Annotated in this window: 14 protein-coding genes; 9 read left to right on the forward strand and 5 right to left on the reverse strand. The window is 36.1% G+C overall.

The features are described from left to right. The first annotated feature begins 7 nt into the window (after positions 1 to 7). From rbfA to ligA, 3 genes are all read left to right on the forward strand, one after another. On the forward strand, positions 8 to 370 hold the full coding sequence (gene rbfA / locus JNL75_08240) for a 30S ribosome-binding factor RbfA (protein MBL7789797.1): 363 nt from the start codon (positions 8 to 10) through the stop codon (positions 368 to 370). A 180-nt stretch (positions 371 to 550) separates the two neighbouring features. Continuing rightward, complete coding sequence (locus JNL75_08245; protein MBL7789798.1) at positions 551 to 1,036, forward strand: hypothetical protein; 486 nt, start codon at positions 551 to 553, stop codon at positions 1,034 to 1,036. Between the two features lie 28 nt (positions 1,037 to 1,064). Continuing rightward, on the forward strand, positions 1,065 to 3,098 hold the full coding sequence (ligA, locus tag JNL75_08250) for an NAD-dependent DNA ligase LigA (protein ID MBL7789799.1): 2,034 nt from the start codon (positions 1,065 to 1,067) through the stop codon (positions 3,096 to 3,098). Between the two features lie 291 nt (positions 3,099 to 3,389). On the opposite strand, the gene JNL75_08255 is transcribed toward ligA, so the two are convergent. Next, positions 3,390 to 3,761, reverse strand: coding sequence for a hypothetical protein (locus JNL75_08255; GenBank protein ID MBL7789800.1), 372 nt, complete (start codon positions 3,759 to 3,761; stop codon positions 3,390 to 3,392). Positions 3,762 to 3,864: 103 nt separating this feature from the next. Here JNL75_08255 and JNL75_08260 point away from each other — a divergent pair, with 103 nt between their 5' ends. The 3 genes from JNL75_08260 (at position 3,865) to JNL75_08270 (ending at position 6,737) form a co-directional block, all read left to right on the forward strand. After that, entirely contained in the window at positions 3,865 to 4,854 is a 990-nt protein-coding gene (locus JNL75_08260; protein ID MBL7789801.1) for an aspartate-semialdehyde dehydrogenase, read from the forward strand. A gap of 165 nt (positions 4,855 to 5,019) precedes the next feature. Further along, the gene (locus JNL75_08265) at positions 5,020 to 5,709 is read left to right on the forward strand and encodes a response regulator transcription factor (protein MBL7789802.1); all 690 of its coding nucleotides are present in this window, start codon (positions 5,020 to 5,022) and stop codon (positions 5,707 to 5,709) included. Continuing rightward, the gene (locus JNL75_08270; GenBank protein ID MBL7789803.1) at positions 5,706 to 6,737 is read left to right on the forward strand and encodes a GHKL domain-containing protein; all 1,032 of its coding nucleotides are present in this window, start codon (positions 5,706 to 5,708) and stop codon (positions 6,735 to 6,737) included. The genes JNL75_08265 and JNL75_08270 overlap by 4 nt, the downstream gene beginning before the upstream one ends. Before the next feature lie 5 nt (positions 6,738 to 6,742). Here JNL75_08270 and JNL75_08275 read toward each other — a convergent pair whose 3' ends face one another. Further along, complete coding sequence (locus JNL75_08275; protein ID MBL7789804.1) at positions 6,743 to 7,516, reverse strand: TIGR02757 family protein; 774 nt, start codon at positions 7,514 to 7,516, stop codon at positions 6,743 to 6,745. Positions 7,517 to 7,518: 2 nt separating this feature from the next. Further along, positions 7,519 to 7,893, reverse strand: a complete 375-nt coding sequence (locus JNL75_08280; GenBank protein ID MBL7789805.1) for a hypothetical protein — start codon at positions 7,891 to 7,893, stop codon at positions 7,519 to 7,521. 291 nt (positions 7,894 to 8,184) lie between these two features. Between JNL75_08280 and JNL75_08285 the strand changes: the two genes are divergently transcribed. Together JNL75_08285 and JNL75_08290 are read left to right on the forward strand one after the other, a co-directional pair. Further along, the gene (locus JNL75_08285) at positions 8,185 to 10,791 is read left to right on the forward strand and encodes a T9SS type A sorting domain-containing protein (protein MBL7789806.1); all 2,607 of its coding nucleotides are present in this window, start codon (positions 8,185 to 8,187) and stop codon (positions 10,789 to 10,791) included. Between the two features lie 117 nt (positions 10,792 to 10,908). Continuing rightward, positions 10,909 to 12,432 carry a glutamate--tRNA ligase gene (locus JNL75_08290; protein MBL7789807.1) on the forward strand — a complete coding sequence of 508 codons (1,524 nt, stop codon included), beginning with the start codon at positions 10,909 to 10,911 and terminating at the stop codon, positions 12,430 to 12,432. Here JNL75_08290 and JNL75_08295 read toward each other — a convergent pair. Next, entirely contained in the window at positions 12,414 to 13,538 is a 1,125-nt protein-coding gene (locus JNL75_08295; protein MBL7789808.1) for a hypothetical protein, read from the reverse strand. The two genes, JNL75_08290 and JNL75_08295, sit on opposite strands and share 19 nt — an antisense overlap. 357 nt (positions 13,539 to 13,895) lie before the next feature. Here JNL75_08295 and JNL75_08300 point away from each other — a divergent pair, with 357 nt between their 5' ends. Then, a complete protein-coding gene (locus JNL75_08300; GenBank protein MBL7789809.1) occupies positions 13,896 to 16,112 on the forward strand; it encodes a tetratricopeptide repeat protein in 2,217 nt (738 codons plus the stop codon). Here JNL75_08300 and JNL75_08305 read toward each other — a convergent pair. Beyond that, positions 16,109 to 17,770: a hypothetical protein gene (locus JNL75_08305; protein MBL7789810.1), complete on the reverse strand. Its 1,662-nt coding sequence runs from the start codon at positions 17,768 to 17,770 to the stop codon at positions 16,109 to 16,111. The genes JNL75_08300 and JNL75_08305 overlap by 4 nt on opposite strands. Positions 17,771 to 17,809 lie beyond the last annotated feature (39 nt).

A 17,809-nucleotide genomic window follows, 5' to 3' on the forward strand; every position in this document is an offset into this window, starting at 1 on the left:
CCAAAAAATGGACTCCAGAAGACAGCAAAGAATTGCTCAATTATTACAAGAAGAATTTAGTAAAATGCTCATGAACGATATTAAGTCCTATCTAATGGGCACTTTTGCCACTTTGACCTTCGTCAATGTTTCTTCAGATTTAGGAATCGCGCGAATTAATATCAGTATTCTAGCCAGTGATAAAAAGCAGGAAATAATAAATAATCTCAATAACCATAAAGCAGAAATTAGAAAAATTCTAGGCAATAGAATGCGCAATGATTTGAGAGTGATACCGGATATTATTTTCCATCTTGATGAACGACTGGATTATGTAGAGAAAATAGATGATTTATTTAAGAAGATAAAGGAAGAAGACGAGAAGATTTGATAATTTACAAGTTTTTTTCTATTTTTGCATGTAATATGAAGAAGAAAAAAGTGACACTTGCCGATATTATTAAGAGATGGAAGCATGAACGCGAGAAGCATAATAAAGATTATGCAAGGCTAGTTGGGTCTGCTGAATACAAGATTGTCATCGAAAATCTGAAACAAGAAAAGACTACTAATGTACCAGTATTATGAAGTAGAGCATTTAACCTTTGTCTTCGTAACAAAAAATCAAGTTGAATATTCAATCTATTTCAAATCTTCTCCTTACTTTTTAGGAGATGAATCATTACCATATGCTTCATTTATTTATGAATTTATAATCGAATCTAAGCATTTAGACGATAAAGTCCTAATTCCACTGGATAAAAGAACAGGGGAAACAATTGCATCAATATTAGCAAATTTCTATTTAAAATTCGATCACTCAGTAACCATTTATATTTGTGATTCATCAGATAATCGACAGTTAGCCAGAAAATTAAAATTCGACCATTGGTTTATAGATTATAATTCCGACAAAAGTCTAGTAAAAATTTCTGAAGAATTGATAGATAGTGATGGTGTTTCCTATCCGGTGTCTCTGATTGTGAAGTATAATAATCCATATTTTCTTGACATAGTTGATCGATTTCGTAACTTAAAGGAAGATTACACAAAATAATATGTTGTTAGTTGATATTTTAAATTTTTTGAATTTAGAAATTAGTTCAACAAACTACACTAATTTCTGTAAAGCGCTCGAATATCTCAATCACAAATACTATATCGATGCCGAGCAAGTTATATCAGACTATGACTATGATATTTTGTTTAAGAAAATTGAAAAATTTGAAGAAGAACATCCTGAAATAGATAGCAAAAACTCTCCGACAAAACAGGTAGCCAAAGGTGCTCAAGCTAGTTTTGAAACGGTGGCACACTCAGTGCCTATGCTTTCTTTGTCTAATTCATACGATGCGGAAGACTTGAAAGATTTTGATGATTCCATTAAGAAAGAATTAGGCAAAGCTAGTTATGAATACTATGTAGAACCTAAATTTGATGGTAGTAGTATTGCACTTTTGTATCAAAACAACAAACTAGTAAGGGCTGCTACTAGAGGAGATGGTACCCGAGGCGAAGATATTACTGCAAATGCTCGTATGGTCAAACATATTTTGCAAGTGGTAGATTTTAAAAAATTGGGATATGATACAGTGGAGCTAAGAGGTGAGGTCGTTATCAACAAATCTGTTTTTGAGAAAATGAATGAAGCGAGAGAGGCACAAGGGCTCGCTACATTTCAAAATACAAGGAATACAGCTAGTGGCTCACTGCGAATGAAAGACAATGCTGAGGTTAAGAATAGGAATTTAGAAGCGTTTATTTATAATGTAGGTTTTGTGAGTCCCGAAGCTGGCAATGGAAGTTTAGAGCAGTCACAAGCTTTGAACATCGAACAATTGAGCAAGCTGGGATTTCAGTCTGCCCAGGGTCTCGGCAAATCATGCAAGACTATAGAGGAAGTTATTTCCTTCTGTAATGAGTGGGAAGAAAAAAGAGCTCATTTTGACTATGACATCGATGGCATGGTCATTAAACTCAATTCTATTTCACAACAAATGAATTTAGGATCGACATCACACCACCCGAAATGGGCGATTGCCTATAAATTTAAGGCTATAGAAAAACCAACCAAACTTCTTAATATTGAATATCAAGTGGGGCGCACGGGGATTGTGACTCCTGTCGCCAAGGTAGAACCAGTAAGTGTCGGGGGAGTGACTGTGAGAAGTATTTCTCTGCACAATGAGGATAATATCCGATCCAAGGATATCCGAATAGGGGATATTGTCTATATCGAACGAGCAGGAGATGTTATACCACAAATAACACGCGTTGCGGTTGTTGTAGAGACGCATTGCAATGCGTCTCTACAACGACCCGATTTTGAATATATCAAAACCTGCCCCTCTTGTTCATCTGAATTGATACGGAGAGATGGAGAGGCGGCGTGGAGGTGCATCAATACGGCTCATTGCCCCGCTCAGAATCTTGAAAAAATTATCTATTTTGCATCGAAGGATGCTATGAATATTAATGGATTGGGCAAGGATATTATCAAGCGATTTATGGACCAAGGTTTTATAAAAGACATCCCTTCTATTTATGAATTGAATTATGAAGAAATAGTAAAACTGGATGGTTGGAAGGAAAAGTCGGTGGATAATTTGAAGCAAGGAATCGAAGAGTCGAAGTCTAATGAAATGTATCGACTCCTAATAGCCATGGGTATAGACGGCGTAGGAAATACGATGGCAAAATCACTGGCGAAGAAGGTGAGTTATCTGTTCGACTTTCAAAACTATACCATCGAACAGTGGGTGGCGATAGATGATGTTGGCCCCAAGTTAGCACAATCACTTTATGATTTTTTTCACAATGAAAATAATTTAGCCCTATTACACAAACTGGAGTTATTGGGAGTCAATCTCAAGGGATCTGAAATCAATACTTCAGGAGCACTTTACGGCAAACAAATTGTATTCACTGGATTTCGAAATCCAGAATTGGAAAAAAAGATAGAAGCACTAGGAGGTGAGGTAGGCAATAGCCTGTCAAAGAAAACTTCTATCCTCGTCATGAAAGAAAAAGGAAGCGGAAGCTCGAAGGAAAAGAAGGCTTTGGACTATGGAGTAGAGGTGATGACGGTGGAGGAGTTTGAAAACTTTCTCAAGGTATAAAGTTGCTCCTTTTTCCACAAAAAATCCATTTTTCCACACTGCAACATTTTTTAATCAAACTACTACTTTTTTGTTAAACAAATGTACTAATATTGACGTCATAATCTTGAACCTTAAAACTACAGATTATGAAAAAGGAAATTTCAAAATTTAGAGTTGTATCCAAAACAGATACAAGTGTTAAACCTGGACCAGATTCAGGAATCGGTGCAGGGACGGGCTCAAATAAACCCAAACCACAAAGCTAAATCTAGCTTTTATGAAAATTAATGCTGTGCAGTTACCTGCATACTAGTCTTCTTCATCCATACTATTGGCTATAAAAATAGCTGCAAAAGCCATAGCAATATCTTTGAGCATAAGAGGCAGTGCCATTGGGTTCGTATTCATTGAAGGCATATGAACCAGTATGACAAATAAGAAAAACATTACTGCCAGTAAATATCCTGCAATTTTTTGATATTTGTGATTAATCAAAACGGCCACGCCATAGGCTATCAATGCGCCTCCAGTAATATAAACCCATACGATAGGAGACATTGGAAGCCAACTCGGCACCATCGTAGTCATGCCTTGACCATATCTGAAGTGCAGAATCCCAAATGTAATCATAACAGCCGCGAATACATACTTGGCTATGCGAGAGGTAACAAAAGTGCTCATATATTATTGGGTTTTGGTTATGTACAAATATAATACAATCGGCAAGACTTTTTTAATTTATATAAATTTGTACTTGTTTTTCATAATTTAATAGTATAAAAGTATGCGTATTGCGGTCGTAGGTGCCACAGGTTTAGTAGGACAAAAAATGCTTCAGGTGTTAGCAGAAAGAAATTTTCCTGTTACAGAATTGATACCAGTAGCCTCTGAGAGAAGTGTAGGTAAGGAAATTGAGTACCAATCCAAGAAATACAAAATAGTTTCCATGCAGGATGCTATTGCCATGAAACCGAAAATCGCCTTGTTTTCTGCAGGTGGATCTACTTCCTTAGAGTGGGCACCTAAGTTTGCCGAAGTAGGTACGACAGTGATAGATAACAGTTCGGCTTGGCGCATGCACCCAGATAAAAAATTAGTCGTTCCAGAGGTTAATGCAGAAGTTTTGACCAAAGAAGATAAAATTGTAGCGAATCCGAATTGCTCCACCATACAGCTGGTGGTAGCCCTTAAACCCCTAAATGATATAAATCCCATGAGGAGAGTGGTAGTGAGTACCTATCAATCTGTTACGGGTACAGGAGTTAAAGCCGTCGCTCAAATGCAAAACGAGCGCAAAGGAGTTCAAGGCGATATGGCATACAAATATCAGATAGATATGAATTTGATTCCTCAAATCGATGTATTTCTGGAGAATGGATATACTAAAGAGGAACAGAAAATAATGGATGAGACAAAAAAAATTATGGGATTGCCTGATCTAAAAATAACAACTACAACTGTCAGAGTGCCAGTTATGGGCGGACATAGCGAGTCTGTCAATGTACAATTTAAAAATCCTATTGACCTAGCACAAGTGGCAACATCGTTGGTTAATTTTAATGGAATAAAGCTTTTAGACAATCCCAGTGAGGCGCAATATCCTATGCCTATTACTGCCCACGATAATGATTATGTATGGGTAGGTAGAATCCGTAAAGATGATAGTGCAGATAATGCTATCAATCTATGGATTGTTTCAGATAACTTGCGAAAAGGAGCCGCTACCAATGCTGTGCAGATTGCAGAGTATCTCGTATCAAATGAATTAGTTTAAAGTGTAAAGTTGAAAGCGAAAAGTTAAAAGAAAAGTTGAAAGGAAATATTAAAACTTTTCACTTTCAACTTTTAGCTGATTCCTATATTATCTTATTGTAAAATCTAGCTTAAATGATTGTAAAAACCGACAATCTTCATCTACCTTTGTGGTAAAATTGAAAAGATGGAACTAGAAGGCGCAAAAATCTTATTGGTAGATGATGAGGAAGATATTCTGGAATTTCTAGAACATGTATTGAGCAAAGCAGGTGCGAAAGTCATAATTGGAGTCAACGGACAAGATGCTATCACCTTAGCTCAAAAGCATACTCCCGATATTATTATTTTAGATAAGATGATGCCTGTCATGGATGGAGTAACTGCCTGTCGGGAATTGCGAAAAATAGATACACTCAAAAAAACCAAAATTGTGATGCTTTCTGCTATTTCAGATACAGAAAGTCAAATAGAAGGATTAGAGTTGGGAGCAGATGATTATTTAGTCAAACCTATAAAGTCCAATTTATTGATTTCCAAAATTAAATCACAATTACGCCAATTTAAAAGTCTGAAGCAGGACAAGCCAGAAGTCATTGAGTATAAACATATCAAAATAGATAGATCCAGATTCATAGTTCATATTTCTGGAAATGATATTACGCTGCCTAAAAAGGAATTTGAACTTCTATACTTACTTATGTCTCAGCCAGACCATGTATTTCGAAGAGAGGAAATTCTGGAAACCGTTTGGGGGAAAGATGTCTATATTGGAGATAGAACCATCGATGTACATATTCGAAAAATACGCGAAAAAATAGGCGATGATTATTTTAAGACCATAAAAGGAATCGGCTATAAATTTGTAGCGTTTTGAATGGACTCACTCAAGGAAAAATAGCTCTTATTATAGCACTGACAGTATTATTTAGTCAGTGGGTGGGCATGGTTTACATCTACTATGCTATCGGTGCATTTCAAAAGTATCTATTTATACTTCCATTATTGGCTTCTTTGTTAGTTTATTTTTTAATTCTAGCTCTCATTGAGTATTTCATTCTACGAAAAGTCAAAATTCTTTATAGAACTATTGGAGGTATAGGTAGGAAAATAGATAAACCTTCGCTCAAGGACCCTGAGTTGTTTGAAAATTTAAGAACCCAAGTGGAAATTTTTCAAAAAGAAAAAACGACGGAAATAGAAGTCCTCAAAGAAAATGAAAAATTTAGACGTGAGTTTATAGGCAATGTTTCGCATGAACTGAAAACACCTCTAACTTCTATTCAGGGATTTGTAGAGATTCTGCTCGAGGAGGCCCAGTCTGGGAAACCTGCCGAAGTGAAGTACCTTCAGAAAATAGCGAATAATTCAGACCGATTGATAGATATCGTGCAAGATCTGACTATGATCTCTCAAGCAGAATCGAATGAGCTAATATTGAATTTAGAAAAATTCCATATATATGAATTAGTGCTTACTGTTATGGATTCTTTAGAAGAAATGGCTAAAGAAAAACGCACGATTATAGAAGTAAAGGATCTCAATCATATCTCTTATCAAGTATACGCGGATAAACAAAAAATATATCAGGTACTCTATAATTTGATAGAGAATGCTATCTTTTATTGTCCACCGCAGTCTAAAATTGCTATTCGTTTTTTTGATTTAGAGAGCAATATCATGGTAGAAGTAGCTGATAATGGGGAAGGCATTACATTAGAGCACCTTCCGAGAATTTTTGAGCGATTTTACCGAGTAGATCCAAATCGCAGCCGTGCCAAAGGTGGTTCTGGTCTAGGACTCAGTATCGTCAAAAAAATCATCGAAGCCCATGGCTATACCATACAGGTAGATAGTCAGGTGAATAAAGGTACTCGATTCCGATTTGGATTGAAAAAGGGTTAGAGATTTCATTCATCTTGAAATTTATGAACACCCATACTAAACAAAGCTAAATCATATTTAACAGGGTCGTTTTTGTCCATTTTTCTCAGTTTCTCTGTAAGCTTAAGTGCCGTTTTCCAGTTAGGCTTGTCAGCTTCACCTATGAGCTTTAGATTATTGGTTAGTCGAATGACATGTACGTCAAGAGGCATAATCAATTGAGAAGGTTTAATCGTTTTCCATAGACCAAAATCCACTTCATCCTTTCTCACCATCCATCTCAGATACATACAGAGGCGTTTACATGCAGCGCCACTGACGGGAGTAGAAATATGTTTTAAATTGCGCTTTTCATGCGGCACTAATTCTGATAGATATAGATAGAAATGGGACAGGTGTGATTCTATGGTTTTATGAGATGCATTATTTTTTATAGCAAATGCTTCTTCTAATGAATGGTATGTCGCATAGTGTTTCTGAAAAGCCCGTATGTAAAAATCCAAATCAGAGGCGTTGAAGGTGCGGTGTTTGAATTTCGATATTCTTGTAAAGTCTTTATTAGAATAGTTTCGCACAAACTCATAGGGATTATATTTCATGAGTTCCATCAATTCCTTAGATTTTGAAATAATGATATCTCTTCGACCCCATGAAAATATAGCAGCAAAAAATCCTGCTATCTCTATGTCTTGTAACATGGAAAAACTATGAGGAATCGAGATGGGATCATTGGCTATAAAACTTGACTGGGCATAGTTTTCATAGGCTAGGTCTAATCGTAGTTTTAGACTAGTAGGCATTTCTATTCTAAACTATGTCCTTCCATATCCAGAATCGGAATCAAACTAGGTTTGGTTAATTCTGAAGCTCTGAAACTAAATTCTTTTTCATAAATATCTAGCCCCACATAATAGGTCACAGAAATAAGATTGCTAAGCGCAGCTACTTCACCATATACCGTTTCAAATTTTATAAAGGAAATAGGAGGAATGGATTCCAAGAAATAGCGGAGCTTAGAAGATATTTTCTCCTCGCCACTGGCTTCGGTCACTATTAATATATTTTGAAGCGAATGCTCATTCTTATTTATGATGTAGAGATCCCAGGCTTGATTCTGTTGGGGGATGATAGCGAGCTGAAATCCTGTAGGAGTAGGGATATGAATGTCTTTTTTCAATGTGAATTTTTAAAACTATCGCAAATCTAATAGAAAATATTTATTTAGTAAGAACGCGCCTCAAGGCGCATTCCTACATAATCTAACAAATGACTTTATTTCTTGTTTTTATGTGCGAAAATAGGCCGCATCTTTGCATTATAAAAAAACAAGAATATGATAGAAAAAACCAAAATAGTAATCAGACTTTGTTTTAATTTCTTTCAAAACTGGAAGTCTGATTTAGAAGAAATCAAACGTCTCGAACAAATATTAAAAAAGACCAATTAATAACCATTTAAATTATTCAAAATGAAATCAATTCAAAAAGTTTTATGGCTATTCGCTCTGTGCACGAATATGCTGTTTTTCTCAAAAAACGTAAATGCACAGTGTAGTAGTTTTAATGTGACCGCTTCTAAAACAGCTGATGGCTCCAGCCTTGGAGACGTGACACTAACCGCTAGTGTTACTGGTAGTTCAGGATGGACCGTATATCGCTGGGTTACATCAAGCTATTCACACCTTGGCTGGGGAGCAGTTATCAATAACCGGAACGCGGGATCATACTGTGTGATTGCTACTGATTCAAGTAGTTCAGGGGTTTGTATTGATACCTTCTGTCTGACGGTAACAGATACAGGTAGTTTTAATTGTGCCAATTTGCAATCTTCATTATACGAAGCAGACTCTTGCCAAATAGGAGATGTCAATCTATACACAAATGTTTGGGGAGGATCTGGCAGCTATTCTTATAGCTGGAATACAGGCGCTACTAGTCAAAATCTTTTGAATAGAACGAATGGTACATTTACTGTCATTATCACGGATATTCTTTATGGCTGTAAGGATACGTTACAAATAACTGTAGTCGATGACACTTGCAATCCTTGTATAAATTTCAAAAGTAACAGCATTATCAATGAATCCGACTATTGTCAGAAAAATGATGTTACCCTGACAGCCATTAAATGGACTGGAAGTCAAAAATTTAAATATTTATGGAATACAGGAGCCACTACACAGTCTATCTATAATAAGGGAGCTGGTTCTTATTGGGTTAAAATTACTGATTCTGTTTATGGTTGTATAGATACCTTATTTATTACCGTCACGGATGATACTTGCTCTCCTTGCCAATATTTCAATGCATGGATATACGAAAATGATTCTTGTCAGAAAAATGATATTCGCTTGACCGCATATCCTCAAGATAGTCTTGGTAATACTAGATACAAATATTTGTGGAATACAGGTACAATAACAAATACGCTGAGTAACAGAGGTGCAGGGAGTTACTGGGTGAGAGTGACAGATAGTATTTTAGGATGCATCGATACTGCTTTTATTACAGTGGCAGATGACACATGTAATCCATGTCAGAATTTCGGTGGATATATGTATAAGTATGATAGCTGCCAATCTAATGATATAAAAGTATATGCCTACGCCTGGGGTGGTTCTGGAAATTACTCATATAACTGGAGCACAGGTTCTACGGCTAGTTTCTTGACAAATCGAGGAACAGGATGGTATAAAGTAACTATTACGGATGTGGTCAATGGTTGTGTCTATAAAGATTCAATTTATGCTATTGATTCTAATTTTAAATGCTGTCGTGCTTGGTTTTATACCTCTGATAGTGCTGTAGCGTCGACCAAGACCTTCTATGGCTATTCAAATATAAAAGATTCCACAAGTGGAGGAAGTACAAGCTATTCATGGAACTTTGGCGATGGCACTACAGGTACAGGTCAGTCCAAGAGTCATACCTACACCCGTGCTGGGAATAAAACCGTTTGTCTCTATATAAGTACGGCTTCTGGCTGCAAGGATACGTTCTGCTCTGTAGTTAATTCTCCTGCTCCTGGCAAAAACTTGAAAGTTTCCCATTACGGCATACCATATATCAAAGATACCCATCGCTACACCTATATTACCTATCAGAATATTGGTACAACTACTGAAAATGGAATTGTAGAGTATAAATATCCTGCAGGCATGACTTTGATTTCGAGTACGATTAGTCCTTTGACCCATATCGGCAATAAAATAACATTCAGTGTGGGTAGTCTAGCACCTGGTGCGAGTGGTACGATTTATGTTGTAATGAAAACACCAATGAGCTTCACGCTCGGTTCTATTAAATGTGATACCGCTATCATACTGCCAGTATCTGGAGACATAGCGCCCACCAATAATGCGTCCTATGAATGTGATAGTGTAGTAGCTTCTTGGGATCCGAATGATAAAACACCAAACCCTAAAGGAATAGGCCTCGATGGAAACATTCCGCCTACCACGAACGAGATAGGTTATTTGATTCGATTTGAAAATGAAGGAAACTGGAGAACCTATCGTGTACGGGTAGATGATGAAATCGATGCATCGTTTGATATCAACTCGCTTATGATAGGTGATGCTAGCCATGCCTATAGACTAGTGAGAAAGGACAACAAACTGACTTGGTATTTTGATAATATCGAACTTACTCCGAAGTCGGTAGATCCGAATAGAAGTCATGGCTATATTCAATATACCTTGCAGTTGAAACCAGGCTTATCACTCGGCACGCAGATAAAGAATACAGCTTATATTTACTTTGATGCGAATCCTGCTATTATCACCAATACAACCAAGAATACGCTGAAAAATACAGATGGTTCTTCAGCGGTACGCAGTATAGAGTATTCTGATTTGCTCGACTTTAACCTAACTAAGCATGGAGATAAATTGATGATAAGTTCACCTTCAAAAATGGAACACATCAAAATCTTCGATATGTCAGGTAAGTTGTTGTTGGATTCTCAAGTTGGTTCAGATAGATTTGAATCGAATCAAGCTATCATAACAAGCGGTATTTATATTATTCATGTAGAAATCGATAAACAAACCGTCATTAAGAAGTTTCAATTCTGATTTTGTTTTTCTTTTTGGATTCATTCCGAGAGGCTGTCAATTTTTGACAGCCTCTTTTGTTTTTTTTACCATGATTAAATATTAAATAGACAATACCTTTGCTTCAAACAATAATTCATGACACGTGTTCGAACCAGATTTGCCCCATCTCCTACAGGCCCGCTGCATATTGGTGGCGTACGAACAGCTTTGTACTCATACTTGTTTGCTAAAAAGCACGGCGGTGATTTCTTATTGCGGATAGAGGATACAGATACTGCAAGAACGGTACCAGGTTCAGAAGATGTCATCAACGAATCACTCAACTGGTGTGGCATTATCCCCGACGAAGGCATAACCCAAGGTGGTCCTCATGCTCCTTATCGTCAGTCAGAGCGCAAACCTATGTATCTCCAATACGCTGAACAGCTTGTGAATAGTGGCAAGGCCTATTATGCTTTCGATACTGAGGAGGAAATAAAAGTTTGGAGGGAAAAAACAGCCACGGAAAATAACGGAATTTCTGCAGCTTATAATTTTTCGACAAGAGGTCAGATGCGAAATTCCTTATCCTTATCGGCAGATGAAGTAGCTGGATTGATTGCAACTGGAACTCCAAAAGTCGTGAGACTCAAAGTAGATGCAGAAGACCATGTGGAGTTTGAAGATTTGATTCGTGAAAAAGTGCGATTCGATAGTAGTCAACTCGATGATAGAGTTTTATTAAAGTCGGACGGCATGCCTACTTATCACCTTGCCAATGTAGTCGATGACCACCTTATGGAAATATCACATGTCATTCGTGGGGAAGAATGGTTAGCATCTACCCCTCATCATATCTTATTATATAAGGCCTTTGGTTGGGAAGAGCCAAAGTTTGCCCATTTACCATTGTTCCTAAAACCAGACGGCAAAGGAAAGTTGAGTAAACGTGATGGTGACCGATTGGGCTTTCCTGTATTTTGTACACGTTTTATCAATCCAGACACTAAGGAAATTACAGAAGGTTTTCGTGAAAAAGGTTTTGAGCGCGATGCCTTTGTCAATTTTATTGCCATGCTAGGATGGAATGATGGAAGCGAAAGAGAACTTTTTGATATGCCAGCTTTGATAGCAAATTTCAGTTTAGATAGAGTCCATAAAGCGGGTGCTAAGTTTAATTATGAAAAAGCAGTATGGTTCAACCAACAATATGTACGTAATCTTTCTAATGAAGCGTTGGTTTCAGCTTGTGAAACAGATATAAAATCACTAAATCCTAATGTAAATAAAGAGTTTGTATCAAAATATGTAGAGCTTTTTCGTGACAGAATAGATTTTAAATATCAACTAGTGAGTGTAGGAAAATATATGTATTCGGCTATTGAAGAGTATGATATTGATACTTTGAAAAAGAAATGGAAGCCCGAGATAGAAGGATTTATATCTTCATATCTAGATTTTCTATCTAAGACAGAAATTCATTCGTCTAGTGTACTTGAGTCTGAGACAAAGTCACTTATAGAAAGTCATCATTTAGGTCTAGGGAATATTTTACCAGTTTTGAGAATATTGCTGACAGGTACCATGAAAGGTCCATCAATATTTGATACCATTCTACTTTTAGGAATAGAAGAGACTAAGAAAAGATTATTGAAATTATCCTATCTTTTGAATAACTGATCAAAGGCTGCGTCCAGTTGATCTCTCGAATTTTTATTGACAGGAGGGGGTGTCGTCGTATTTGATTTTGTGGCAGGAGGGGTAGTTGCTGGCTTTGTAGCAGACTCTGTAGGATTAGCTACTGGAGCTGCACTAGCTATTGCCTTTGGTCTTTGTGTTGTAGGTGCAGGTGAGTTAGCTGGTGGAGTAGATGATATTATGGCATCTCTTTGAATATTTGGAGCCTTTAATTGAACTGGCTCAGAACTCTTTGCCTTTGGGGTATTCGCGGGAGGAGTTGCAGGTGTGGTAGGAGTTACAGGAGCTTTAACCACTGCTGGATCAGAGTTCTTTTTAAGGTGCTCCTTATATCCTATTGGTATATAGTCTGGATATTGAACATTTTTATTTGTTTTTGGAGCTGCTGGCACTGCACTGCTGCCAGTAGAAGTCGGAGTTTCTGAAGCTAAAAATTTACTATCTGTTTTATATCCTTCCTGTCTTTCACCATTTGCATCATATTTAGTCACAAATGCACCTGGAAAGCCTAATTTCTGAATTTTTTGTGAAAACTCTAAAGCTTCCGCCTCATCTTTAAAGCCTTGTACCTCTATCACATTTCTATTGTTCAATTTTTGAATGCCTAGAGTTTTATTAAAACTACCAAAGAATTTTTCAAAATCCTCTCTAAAATAAGCTGCGAGTTGAACCCTAAAAGGTGTATGCTCAGTTTTCCCCTGAACTTTAGTAACAATTGTAGTTGTTTGTTGTGCTGGCTTTGCAGGTGAACCTGCACTTACTACAGTTGATGAAGGATTGGCTGGCGCGCTTTGAGGAGCCATACGGCTAGCTATGGTGGCTTTATTTTTATAGATTTTAATGAGACTATCTTTCTTATCTAGTAGAGATAAGTATTCCTCTGAAACCTTCATCGTATTCTCATTAGCCTTGTCTGCTCTTTCATTGAGTGCTTTGATTTTTTCGTAATACAATTTAGGGTTTTCGATATACTTGTCGAGTAATTTTCGAACTTCTTCTTCATTATAATCCTTGCCTTGTGCATTCATGGGATGCACAGAGAATAATAATACCACTATATTGAAAATGAGTATTGTCGTTTTGAACATAACTTCTTTTTAATTTATTTCAAGAATGTGGTTAGATAATAACACACTGTAATTTTTCTTACTTTGTTCGTTATCTAAACAATGTATTTGTAAATTTATTTTATACCTTTCTGCAAAGATAGCTCAAATATTGTTTTATTCAAATTAGCTTAGACAATAAAATGTAAAAAATAAATAAAAATTAACAAAAATATTATTTATTCCACATTTTTTTAAACTTGTCTTGATTAGTGTTCAATCAATGACTTTTTTATGTAGAATATAGTCTCTAATCGGAATTTTAAATTGCAATTTAAATAATTAGTTAAATTTGTAAAGCTATCCATTTGTTAAATAAAAAAGGTGAACAAAAGCTATATGGCAAAAACAAAAAAGGAGATAAAGGTTCAAGAAGCAACTTTGGATCAAACTCATACCCGATCTAACAGCTATTTTGATAGAATAAAAAGTCATATTGTCCCATTGGGCATTCTTTTTTTTATAGCTATCCTAGCATACTCCAATACCGCTGGACATGAATACGCCTCCGATGATCAAATGGTTATTTATGACAATAAATTTGTTACGGCAGGCACAGATAGCCTTGCACGAATATTAACTAGTGATGCATTTGAAGGTTTTTTTGGTGAGCGAGGCAGTCAACTCATATCAGGTGGTCGTTATCGACCGCTTACCTTTATTACTTTTGCGCTAGAGTGGGAGTTTTTTGGACGCAATCCTACCATCAGTCATATCATCAATATAATTTCTTATGCAATACTATGTATGCTTATTTATATTTTTCTAACTTGGCTTTTTCCTACTAGAAGAGATCAGGCTTTTGAGCAATGGTCAAAACTACTTAATTTACCGTTTATTGCTAGTTTGCTTTATACTTTACATCCTATTCATACAGAAGTAGTTGCTAATATTAAAGGAAGAGATGAGTTGTATGGATTTCTATTTGGTATTATGACATTGATTTATTTCTTTATAATTTTTAGAGGCAGATGGTGGGAATATATTGCAATTTTTTTCTCTTTCCTATTTGCATTATTGAGTAAAGAAAATGCTATCACCTTTTTAGCAGTTATTCCATTGGTAGCTTTTATAAAAAGAATCTCGATTTTTTCAACTCAGTTTATGAAACCATATTCAGTTGTAATTTTACCCACGATTGCTTATCTGGTTTTTCGTGCTATAAGCACAGAAGCTTCATTGAATGCCCATACAGAGGAAATTCTGAATAATCCATTTGTACGAGCAAATGGATCAGAAAAATGGGGAACAATATTGTTTTCTTACAACGAATACTTCAAATTACTAGTTTTCCCGTCGAAGCTTACTCATGATTATTACTTTAATCAAATTCCTTATCGCAAACTATCTGACCCAATTGCGCTAATCTCATTGTTATCCATATTAGCTCTTCTATTTTGGCTAGCGAATAATTACAAGAAAAGAAATGAATTGGTATTCGCGATATTGTTTTTTATAATTACTTTCTCAATTGTATCAAATGCTCTATTTACAGTAGGCATTATTATGAATGAACGATTTATATTCGTACCTTCACTTGGGTTTTCCATAATCTGTGCTTGGGTCTTTTTAAAAATGGTTAAGCAGAGGGCTTTACTGTTAATTGTTTTAGTTGTAACTCTTGGGTTATACTTTATCAAGACCTATTCTAGAAATTTCGCTTGGAAGAATAATTATACGTTGTTTAGTACAGATTATTATAATAGCAATAATAGTGCAAAAGTAGCAACAGCCTTCGGCGGGACACTCCTAGAGAAATCGAATGATTATATTAAATCAGATAGCGTTAAAGCAAAAATCTTTATTGATTCGAGCATTAAGGTGCTAGAGCATTCTATTAGAATTTATCCCGAGAATAGTCAAGCATGGTTATTATATGGAAATGCGTTGTATGCCAAAACAAGAGATGCGCTTCAGGCAATACCAATTTACAGGACCTGTCTTGGATTAAGACAGAACTACTTCGATGCCTTATATAATATAGGTATACTGCATCTCAATATGAAGCAAGAAGACTCTGCAGAAGTATACCTAAGAGCAGCATTGAATGCGAGTCCTACTCATAAAGAAGTTCGAGAAACTCTTGGTAAGATATATGCTAAATCTGGTCGAACACAAGAAGCACTATCCCTCACTAGTGGCAATGTTAGTAGTCTTGGTGAGTTAGCTTTAGAGGCGAAAGAAGGGGGCAATTACCAAGAGGCAGTATCATTAGCACAGCAGGCGCTTGCTCAAAATCCAAGTGATGCAAATGCTAATTTTGTTATGGGAATTTGCTATGGGCGATTCATGAATAGGCTCCCAGAAGCAATACCATATTTGGAAAAGGCAGTAAAACTAAGCCCTGAAAATGGATATTGGTTAGAAGATTTAGCTGTAGCATACGGAATGACCGGTCAAACACAAAAAACAATCCCAATATTAGAGCAAGTAATCCAACTACGACCGAATGATCCTGCAGGTTATCAAAACCTAGCAACTTCTTACAATCTGCTTGGGGACAAGAAGAAGGCAAGTTATTATTTGGAGTTAGCGCGACAGAAAAGCCAACCTTAAAAACTAGAGGTAATCTGCATTCTCAGACCACTGAATGCAGGTTCAAAACGGCATACTCCACCAGTACATATAATACCTGCCAGCTGTCTGGAATAGGACAAGGTAAATCTCGTAGCTCCTTTAGTGTATGAGGTGAAAATAGAATAAAAATGGTGTGGTTGTTGGTATTCTTTGACTACTTCATAGTTTTTATTTGGAGAAAAATTATAAAGGTCTGATACGGAGATTGACCAGTTCGGAGCGGCATTGTATTCAATAAGTGCAAATAAAGATTGCCCTAACTCTTTAGCAGCATGCTGATATTGAAATTCGAAACGAAGAGAATGCTTTCTATTGATTCTATAAGTCGGCTCTAGAAAAAAAGTATAGGATTGTATATCCGTAGGTTCATTACCTGCTAGATATTTTTGTTGATTATAAAAAACGTACTGAAACCCTCCATGTAAATCCATTTTACCATTTAGAAATTTCTTTCGCTCGATATCTAAGTAGAACTCTTTGTAATATGGCGTTTTAAATACTAAAGCAGAATCAATTACACTGATATTCAAATTTATATGTGTTTTCTTTGATGGTGAATATGTTATATCTAACGATGAAGCTACTTCACTAATTTCTATCGGTGCTATTTGGAATCTAGCCGGTAATCTCAGTGAATTTTGCCTATTGATGGGTGCTAAAAAAGATAATCTTCGATTATTGTTCAGGTTAAAATCTGCAACTGCGCCCTGGGCTGTCGATTGAAATTGAAAATTATTGACTATTCTATTTTGGAATGTTAATCCTAAGCCTTTTTGACTATAAGAGAGCGAGTTCATTATGGAATAACCATCTCTATATTGATAGGTATTTATAAATTGATTGAATACAGCGTCTTTGGTCTTATATGCCAAATCGGTTCCCCACGTAATTTTACCTATTTGAAGAGTATGATAATAGTTGAAAACATACGTATTATATGGTGCTTGAAAATAATCAGCGGCTCTTGTCCGATTCGTATCTCTTAATTGATAGGTAGATATTGTATTATTGATTATCTCTCTATCTTTTTCTATAAGGGTTCTGGATACAACTGCTGCACCAAAGTTAAGATTGGTTTTTCTATTTTTCCCTAACTCAATATTTCCTTCAAAATTTAAACCTTTCACAAAGGAACCAAAATAATCCATGCGGTACTTTTGAGTTCCAGCTATACCTCTTAGCATGAATTTATCGTTGAAATAATACTTAGCCCTAATACCAAATATAGCATTATCTATACCTAAGTTTCGTTCTTCAAATGTTCGAAGAGCCACACCGCTTCCATATTGCTCATAAATAAACCCACCAGTTAGCTCTAGATTTTCAATTTTCTTTTTGAGATACCAGTTACCAATACCATAAAATGACAATGGTATGGGTGGAGTTTGAAGAATAGAATTATAGTTTCCATCAAAGCGAATACCTCCTTCAAAACCTTTATTAATATCGCTATAAATCATTTGAAACCAAGCATTTGCAGAGTTTTTGTTTACTTCATAATTTGGTCCCACAGCAGCTATGGCACTATCTCTAACATACATATCTACATTTAAGCGAAAATTCCCTGTGAGGGTAGCTTGTGAATATAAAAAATTGTTAAACAACACGAGCACAGTAAACCAAAGCGACTTTTCCATTATCTTATTATTGAATTTTGTGGCAAAGTTAAATTTAAT

Source organism: Chitinophagales bacterium, from assembly GCA_016787225.1.
Lineage (GTDB): Bacteria > Bacteroidota > Bacteroidia > Chitinophagales > JADJOU01 > CHPMRC01.